The sequence below is a fragment of the Rhodoblastus sp. genome (assembly GCF_052145335.1).
In the GTDB taxonomy this organism is placed as follows: Bacteria; Pseudomonadota; Alphaproteobacteria; order Rhizobiales; family Beijerinckiaceae; genus Rhodoblastus.
Genome location: NZ_JBKQOU010000217.1, coordinates 1 through 7521, shown reverse-complemented (window position 1 = coordinate 7521; position 7521 = coordinate 1). Strand labels below are relative to the sequence as shown.

Annotated in this window: 8 protein-coding genes and 1 pseudogene; 6 read left to right on the top strand and 3 right to left on the bottom strand. The window is 62.8% G+C overall.

From position 1 onward, the window contains the following. Positions 1-91: 91 nt before the first annotated feature. Entirely contained in the window at positions 92-553 is a 462-nt protein-coding gene (locus ACLP2E_RS13685) for an ATP-binding cassette domain-containing protein (RefSeq protein WP_442466266.1), read from the bottom strand. Positions 554-649: 96 nt separating this feature from the next. After that, a pseudogene (locus ACLP2E_RS13680) lies at positions 650-1510 on the bottom strand (aldehyde dehydrogenase family protein); the annotation flags it as partial. Positions 1511-1512: 2 nt separating this feature from the next. Here ACLP2E_RS13680 and ACLP2E_RS13675 point away from each other — a divergent pair. The 3 genes from ACLP2E_RS13675 to ACLP2E_RS13665 are packed head-to-tail and all read left to right on the top strand — an operon-like array spanning position 1513 to position 3861. Further along, complete coding sequence (locus tag ACLP2E_RS13675; protein ID WP_442466265.1) at positions 1513-2211, top strand: aldo/keto reductase; 699 nt, start codon at positions 1513-1515, stop codon at positions 2209-2211. Positions 2212-2271: 60 nt separating this feature from the next. After that, positions 2272-3516 (top strand): molybdopterin-dependent oxidoreductase, encoded by a 1245-nt coding sequence (locus ACLP2E_RS13670; RefSeq protein WP_442466264.1) that lies wholly within the window; start codon positions 2272-2274, stop codon positions 3514-3516. Between the two features lie 12 nt (positions 3517-3528). Beyond that, positions 3529-3861: a cytochrome c gene (locus ACLP2E_RS13665; RefSeq protein ID WP_442466263.1), complete on the top strand. Its 333-nt coding sequence runs from the start codon at positions 3529-3531 to the stop codon at positions 3859-3861. Between the two features lie 131 nt (positions 3862-3992). On the opposite strand, the gene ACLP2E_RS13660 is transcribed toward ACLP2E_RS13665, so the two are convergent. Then, on the bottom strand, positions 3993-4748 hold the full coding sequence (locus ACLP2E_RS13660; RefSeq protein WP_442466262.1) for an alpha/beta fold hydrolase: 756 nt from the start codon (positions 4746-4748) through the stop codon (positions 3993-3995). Positions 4749-4895: 147 nt separating this feature from the next. Here ACLP2E_RS13660 and ACLP2E_RS13655 point away from each other — a divergent pair, with 147 nt between their 5' ends. From ACLP2E_RS13655 to ACLP2E_RS13645, 3 genes are all read left to right on the top strand, one after another. Beyond that, the gene (locus ACLP2E_RS13655) at positions 4896-5345 is read left to right on the top strand and encodes a MarR family winged helix-turn-helix transcriptional regulator (RefSeq protein WP_442466261.1); all 450 of its coding nucleotides are present in this window, start codon (positions 4896-4898) and stop codon (positions 5343-5345) included. Positions 5346-5471: 126 nt separating this feature from the next. Beyond that, positions 5472-5756: a HoxN/HupN/NixA family nickel/cobalt transporter gene (locus ACLP2E_RS13650; protein ID WP_442466260.1), complete on the top strand. Its 285-nt coding sequence runs from the start codon at positions 5472-5474 to the stop codon at positions 5754-5756. 431 nt (positions 5757-6187) lie between these two features. After that, positions 6188-7521: helix-hairpin-helix domain-containing protein (locus ACLP2E_RS13645; protein WP_442466259.1), on the top strand; the 1334-nt coding region annotated here is incomplete at its 3' end.

The following is a 7521-nucleotide window of genomic DNA, read 5'->3' as shown; positions in this document are numbered from 1 at the left end:
CGATGTCGTTGTTCAGGTTTTTCAGGAGCTCAGCGATCATTCAGCACCTCCTTGGTGGGGCCGATCGCGATCAGCCTGCCGGCTTCCAAGATCATCGTGCGGTCGGCGATACGGTGAGCCTGCGCGGTATTATGGGTGACGATCTCTGCAGCGGCCCGAACGCCACGTTCGTCGCCACCGTCCCGGGGAAAAGATAGGCGGCCTGCATGACCATGCCGACGCGGCGACGCAACTCTCGCGGCGCCAACTCACGGTAGTCCTGACCGTTAAGGCGCACGACGCCGCCGGTCGGCTCGTCGAGACGGTTAATCAGCCGCAGGAAAGACGACTTGCCCGCTCCGCTCGGACCCACGATCGCCACGACCTCGCCAGGCTGCACTTGAATGCTGATGTCGCGCACCAGCATCCTGTCGCCGACGGCGCGGGAAATATTTATCGTCTCGAGCGCCAGCCCCTGTTGCGGCCGCGCCGCAGCCGCGCGCTGAACGGCTTCCGTCGCATATTCAGCGTGACCGATGACTTTAGCAGATTTGACGATGGTTGTCGCCGACATGGCGGGTTCTCGAGTACGGCACGGTGGATCGGTTCTCGGGGCTCTCGTGTTCAAGTATGACGACTCGCTCCTCTCAAGCCGGACTTCAGATCATGCTCAGAAGTGAGTGTCGATATCGACGACGTCTATGAGCTTGTGATTGACGAACTCATTGATGCCGAGCCCGAGCAGCTCGCGGCCGTAGCCGGAATGACGGACGCCGCCGAAGAGCAGATCCGCCTCGACTTTGGTCGGATGGTTGACGAACACCATACCGGTGGAAATCTTCTTTGCCACTTCTGCTCCGTGCGCCGGATCGGACGTGAACACCGAGCCGCCGAGACCGAACGGCGAGTCGTTGGCGATCCTCACCGCGTCATCCTCGTTCTTCGCGCGGAACAGCATCGAGACCGGTCCGAAGAACTCCCAGTAGCGGGCAGGATTGTCCTCGCCGACGTCCGTCAGGATCGTCGGTTGCACGAAGGCGCCCTGATTGGGCACGGGCGGCCCGACCTCCTCGGCCCTCGCGCCGCGGGCCACCGCCTGGTGGATCAGGTCCTTGAGGTTATCGGCCGCCGCCTGCGAGGAGAGCGGTGCGAGGGTCGTGGACGGGTCGAACGGGTCGCGCGCGACGAGTCCGGCGACACCCTTGCGGTAGCGAGAGAGGAATGCATCGTAGACCTCGTCCACGACAATCATGCGCTTGGACGAGCAGCAGACCTGACCGCCGTTCCAATGGCGCCCGAAGACAGCCCATTTCGTGGTTTTTTCGAGATCGGCGTCCGCGAGCACCACGAAGGCGTCTGCGCCGCCGAGCTCCATCGTGGACTTCTTCAGCGCCTTGCCGGCCTGAGCGGCGACGACGGACCCCGCATCCTCCGAGCCGGTCAGCGCCACGCCCTGCACGCGCGGGTCGTTGATGATCATTTCGAGCTGCGAGCGGGTGGCATAGAGATTCGTGAAAGCCCCGTCGGGCAGGGGTGGAGCGCATCGACCTCTACCAGATGCATTGGCCGGCGGAGGACGGAACGCCGATCGAGGAGTATTGGCGGACGCTGCTCGACCTCAAGCAGGAGGGCAAGGTGCGCGCGGTGGGCCTGTCCAACCACAATGTCGCGCAACTCGAAGCCGCCGAGCGCATCGGCCATGTCGATACGCTGCAGCCGCCCTTTTCGGCGATCAGGCGCGAAACGGGAGCGGAGCTGTTGCCGTGGTGTCGCGCGCATGGAACGGGCGTGATCGTCTACAGCCCGATGCAGTCGGGGCTGCTGTCCGGGCGCTTTTCGGCTGAGCGCGCCGCTGCGCTGCCAGCCGACGACTGGCGTTCGCGCAATGCGGATTTCAAGGGCGAGGCGCTGGAGCGCAACCTTGCGCTTGTCGATGCGTTCGGACCGGTGGCGGAGCGCCATGGCGTGTCTGTCGCGGCGGCGGCGATCGCCTGGACTTTGGCCTGGCCCGGCGTGAGCGGCGCCATTGTCGGCGCGCGCAGCCCGGCGCAGGTGGAGGGCTGGCTCGCCGCGGCGACGCTGGAGCTGACGCCCGAAGACATGGACGAAATCGCGCACGCCATCGACTGGACAGGCGCAGGCGCGGGACCCGTCAGGCCCGCCGCGCTCGACAGCTCGCGCATCTGGAGGTCTGGCTCGCCGCGGCGACGCTGGGGCTTCAGGGCTGGCTGAATTGAGTCATTTGCGGTCATACACGACGGTTCCGCATGACCCCTGATGAGGGAGATCGCTATGGGATATGACTTTCACTTGGACGACGCGACGCGTCGTCGTTTTCTCGGCGCCGCCGCTCTGGGCAGCCTGGCAGGAGGTCTGGGGCTGCTTTCGAAACCAGCTCGGGCGGAAACGATCGACCTGCGCGCGAGGGGCGGCTCCGGCGTGCGGCCATTCACGACGGCCTATCCCGAAAAAGGGCGGATGATCTTGCAGCGGACGCGTCCCCCGTGGCTGGAGACGCCGTTCGACGTCTTCGACAAAGGCGTCTTCACACCGAACGACCAGCATTTCGTCAGCTGGCATTGGGCGACCTTTCCGACGGCCGTCGACGTCGACAAATACGCGCTCCGCGTCCGGGGCAGCGTCAACAACGAGATCTCCCTGTCCCTGAATGATCTGCTGCGTGGCATGCCGAGGGTGGAGCTTGCCGCCGTCAGCCAGTGCGCGGGGAATTCGCGGATCTATTTCGAGCCGCGCGTGGCCGGGGCGCAATGGGCGAACGGGTCGATGAGCAATGCGCGCTGGACCGGCGTGCGCCTCAAGGACGTGCTCGATCGCGCCGGCGTCAAGCCCGGCGCCAGGATGGTGCGTTTCGGCGGTCTCGACGAACCGATCCTCCCCGACGCTCCGAAATTCATGAAATCTATCGACATCGATCACTCCCGGGACGGCGAGGTCATGATCGCCTTCGCAATGAACTGCCAGCAGATTCCGATGTTGAACGGTTTTCCGATCAAACTGATCGTGCCAGGATGGTGCGCCGTCTATTGGATCAAGGCGCTGAACGACTTCGAGGTGCTCGACGGGCCCGACCTGAATTATTGGACGACGACCGCCTACCGCGTTCCAAACAAGCCGAATTACACGGTCGAACCAGGCGAAAAAAACCTCGACCTGATCCCGGTCACGCGCAATGTGCCGCGCTCCTTCATCACGAACATCGGTCCGGGCGACGCTGTGCCGCTCGGCGCGCCGCAGCTAGCGCGCGGCGTCGCCTTTGGCGGCGACAAGGGCGTGAAAGGCGTCGACTTCTCGGCCGATGGCGGCGCCAGCTGGAGTCCCGCGCGCCTTGGCGAGGACCAGGGCAAATACAGTTTTCGGCAATGGCAAGCCGATTTCGCGCTGACGGCGCCGGGCGCGCATGTCCTCATGGTTCGCTGCACCAACGCCGATGGCGAGCGGCAGCCGGCCAGGCCGGTCTGGAACCCGGGGGGCTACATGGGCAACACGATCGAATCCACCGCTGTCCGCGCCGCTTGAGGAGATCAGTCCATGAGCAGACGGCTTCTCACTTTTCTCATCTGGACCGACCTTGCGATGGCGTCGGGCGCTACGGCCCAGGCGCCACAAAAACTCGTGACGCCGCCTGAGGTGGATCTTCCCTTCGGCGACGCGAATTTCCCCGATGGCCTGGGCGTGGAGGCGATTACCAACAATTGCGTGGCCTGCCATTCCGCAGACCACGTCATGAACCAGCCATCCCTCTCCAAGGAATGCTGGGAGGAGGTCGTCAAGAAAATGGTCCGGGCCTACAAGGCGCCGATAAGCCCGGTGGACCAGGAAAAGATCGTCGATTACCTGGCTTCGATAAAAGGGCTCGAATGACGGAAAATGGAGGGAGGCCGGAACAGGCGTCCCGCTTGCGCGAATTCTGTTTCTTAGCCAATGGGGCGGGCTCGCTGAGCCCACCCCTTCCTGAAATGCCGCGACGGAGGTGGCTTGAACGCCATACCTGTTTACTTCGCTTTGGCCGCCCGCTCGATCAATGCCGCGACAGCCTCAGGCTTTGAAACATAGACTGCGTGGCTTCCGGCGGTCTCAACGACCGTCGCGCCAGCACGCTTTGCCATCATGCGCTGAGCCGCCGGGGGAATCATGCAGTCGTCGGAGGTAACCAGATAGTAGCTTGGCTTTTCCTTCCAGGCCGGCACGGTAACGGCGCCGGCCAGTGCTTCCACACCCCACGGCACTTGGGAATCGGCCATGAAGGCTGCAGTCTTGGGATCGACATCGGCCGCGAAGGCGGCGGCGAATTTGGCCTTGTCAAGGAACAGGAAGCCGTTCACCGGGGGCAGAATCGGCGGAACAGGCGCGCCGGCCGGCGGATTGGCGATCAAGGTGGAAACGGACTCACCCTCGTCCGGCGCGAAAGCGGCGATGTAGACGACAGCCTTCACCTTCTCGTCGGTTCCGGCTTCGGAGACCACCACGCCACCATAGGAATGCCCGACCAGGACAACCGGTCCATCCTGCTGCGCGATCGCGCGCTTGGTGACAGCCACGTCGTCAGGAAGCGAAGCGGTCGGATTCTGGACGATGGTGACGTTATAGCCGTCCTTCTTGAGAATCTCGTAGACGCCCTGCCAGCCCGAACCGTCGACAAAGCCGCCGTGAACGAGCACGATGTTCTTGGCGACGGGGGCGGCATGAACCGGCGTGAGCGCGCTCGCGGAAAGGGCGACAGCGGCAGTGGCGATGAGGGTCTTGATCATTTTCAGCTCTCCTTCGGTGTTGATTTCGCGCTAATCATTATCGCGATAACAATCGCATACGCGCCCCGAATTTCTTTGTAAAGAAATTTTTTATCGCGATATCATTTATTGCGATATTTATTATGCTGCACCCTTTTGGAGACCGCTATGCCCGACGCGTTCACCCTGCCGCTGGACAGTCAGCTCTGCTTTTCGATCTATTCCGCTTCGATCGCCATCAATCGGGTCTACAAGCCGATGCTCGATGCATTGGGCGTGACCTACACGCAGTATCTGGTGCTGAGCACACTTTGGGAAATGGACGGCCTGACGATCTCCGCGATTGCCGATCGGCTGGGTCTTGAGCCCAGCACCATCACGCCCGCGGTCAAGAGACTGGAGGCGGCAGGTTTCCTCGGCCGGCATCGAAGCGCAGCGGACGAGCGGCTAGTGGAGGTTCACCTAACCGTGAAAGGCCGTAACCTTCATGTCAAAACTGGATGCCTGACCGATGCTCTGTTGAAGCATTCAGGGTTCTCGGCGCCGGAGATGATAGACCTGAACCAAAAGATCCGGAAGTTGCGGGATCGTATGCAGGACGCGGCCAGCAAACGTTGACCGACGACACGCCCGAATACGACAATGAGCGTCGGCGATCCCCGTCGCCCTTGCCGCCTCCGGGCCGTAAGCAGACCACGCCCGCATTGCGGCAATTGATGCCGCCGGAGCCGATAAAGCGTCTTGATGCTCGGCGTCTATGGCTGGGCCTTCATGAAGCCGATCCGCAAGCTTTATTACAACCTCACGATCACCGCGATTTCTGTCGTGGTCGCCGTGTTGATCGACGATTCCTTCAAGCTCGAACGAGCATTTTGGACATCCATCAGCGCTCTCAACGACAATTTCGGTCTGCTCGGTTACGGAATCATCGGCATTTTCGTCCTGAGCTGGGTCGCTTCGGCCGTGATCTACAAGGTCATGGGATACAACCAAATCGAGACGCGGACTGCGCCTTCCTCAGCCCTTTGATCGCAATCATTCCGAGAAATCACAAATGCAGCAGCTCTGAAGCGGCGGTATTTTTTGGTGGGAAGCAAAGACGTTTCAACCTACTACGCCGAGATCAAGCGACGCTGGCGGGAGGCACCTTGGGTCACAATCAGCCGAGGCCGCTATGACGGCTTTTCACCGGAACCTCTCTATCACGGCTTCGAGCCGCAAATTCCGCCTTGGGTCAATGAGAGACGGTCGCGGATGAAACGGGAAGGACGGCTTCGAGCCGACTCCAGCCGGCCCAAGACAAAGGCGAAAGCCTGTAACTGATGCCCAATCCCTCTTTGCTCACTTAACTTGCCCGTGCGCCCGGCGTGTCCAATTGCGCCGCGAATACCCAAATGTGGGCGACGGCCGGCGGACCGTGATAGCATGATCGCTAGTCGCCCCGATTTTGGTTCGCTCCGTTGAAGCCTTCCTTCGATGCAACGCCACCCAAAGACACGCTCGTCGGCTCGGTCGAGCGGGTGACGTTCCACAATGAGGACAGCTGTTTCGCCGTCCTGAAAGTGAAGGCTCGGGGGCGGCGCGACCTTGTGCCAGTCGTCGGCCACGCCGCATCGATCTCGGCGGGCGAATTCGTCCACGCCGTCGGCGTCTGGATCACCGATCGAACGCACGGACTGCAATTCAAGGCGGATTTCCTCAAGACCACGCCGCCGACGACGGCCGAGGGGATTGAGAAATACCTCGGCTCCGGCATGGTGCGCGGCATAGGCCCGAAGCTCGCGGAGCGGATCATCGCGGTATTCGGCGCGGCGACGTTCGAAATCATCGAGGCAAACCCCGAGAAGCTGAGGGATGTCTCGGGCATAGGCGAATTCCGCGCCGGAAAAATCGCCGCCGGGTGGGCCGAGCAAAAGGCCATCCGCGACATCATGCTCTTCCTGCACTCCAACGGCGTGGGGACGTCGCGGGCGGTCCGCATCTTCAAGACTTATGGACACGACGCAATCCAGGTGATGACCGAGGACCCTTATCGGCTCGCGCGCGACATCCGGGGCATCGGGTTTCGCACCGCCGACGCCATCGCGATGAAGCTCGGCATGACGCGGGAGGCGCCGCAAAGGGTGCGGGCCGGCGTCTCCTTCGCGTTGCAGGAAGCCACCGACGAGGGCCATTGCGGTCTGCCTGCGGCGGACCTGATCAAGCTGGCGACGACGCTGCTCGAAGTCGACGCCGGCGTCGTCGACGCCGCCCTTGCCCATGAGCTTGCCGGCGGCGAGGTCATGGCGGACACGATCGAGGGGCGATCCTGCGTCTTCCTGCCGGGGCTGTATCTCGCCGAGCGCGGCGTCGCCGAACGCCTACTTGCGTTGGGGCGGGGCGAGCCGCCATGGCCCACGATCAACGCCGACAAGGCTGTTCCATGGGTTGAGAAAAAGACCGGCAAGACGCTGGCGGCGTCTCAGCGCGCCGCGGTCGCGATGGTCCTCCGGTCCAAGACGGCCGTGGTCACGGGCGGCCCCGGCGTCGGCAAAACGACGCTGCTCGACGCCATCCTGCGCATCGTCCTCGCCAAGGGGACAAAGATCCTGCTGGCGGCGCCGACCGGCCGCGCCGCCAAGCGCATGGCCGAGCAGACCGGCATCGAAGCCAAGACCATTCACCGGCTGCTCGAAACCGATCCCAAGAATGGCGGGTTCAAACGCAACGCCGAGAACCAACTCGATTGCGATCTTCTCGTCATCGACGAGACCAGCATGCTCGACACCTCGCTGATGTTCGCCCTGGTGAAGGC

Bases quoted from the DNA above. Each gene is read 5' to 3' on its own strand.
- ACLP2E_RS13650 (WP_442466260.1), top strand. From the start codon at position 5,472: ATGCTCGGCGTCTATGGCTGGGCCTTCATGAAGCCGATCCGCAAGCTT.
- ACLP2E_RS13660 (WP_442466262.1), bottom strand. From the start codon at position 4,748: ATGATCAAGACCCTCATCGCCACTGCCGCTGTCGCCCTTTCCGCGAGC.
- ACLP2E_RS13665 (WP_442466263.1), top strand. From the start codon at position 3,529: ATGAGCAGACGGCTTCTCACTTTTCTCATCTGGACCGACCTTGCGATG.
- ACLP2E_RS13670 (WP_442466264.1), top strand. From the start codon at position 2,272: ATGGGATATGACTTTCACTTGGACGACGCGACGCGTCGTCGTTTTCTC.
- ACLP2E_RS13655 (WP_442466261.1), top strand. From the start codon at position 4,896: ATGCCCGACGCGTTCACCCTGCCGCTGGACAGTCAGCTCTGCTTTTCG.
- ACLP2E_RS13685 (WP_442466266.1), bottom strand. From the start codon at position 553: ATGTCGGCGACAACCATCGTCAAATCTGCTAAAGTCATCGGTCACGCT.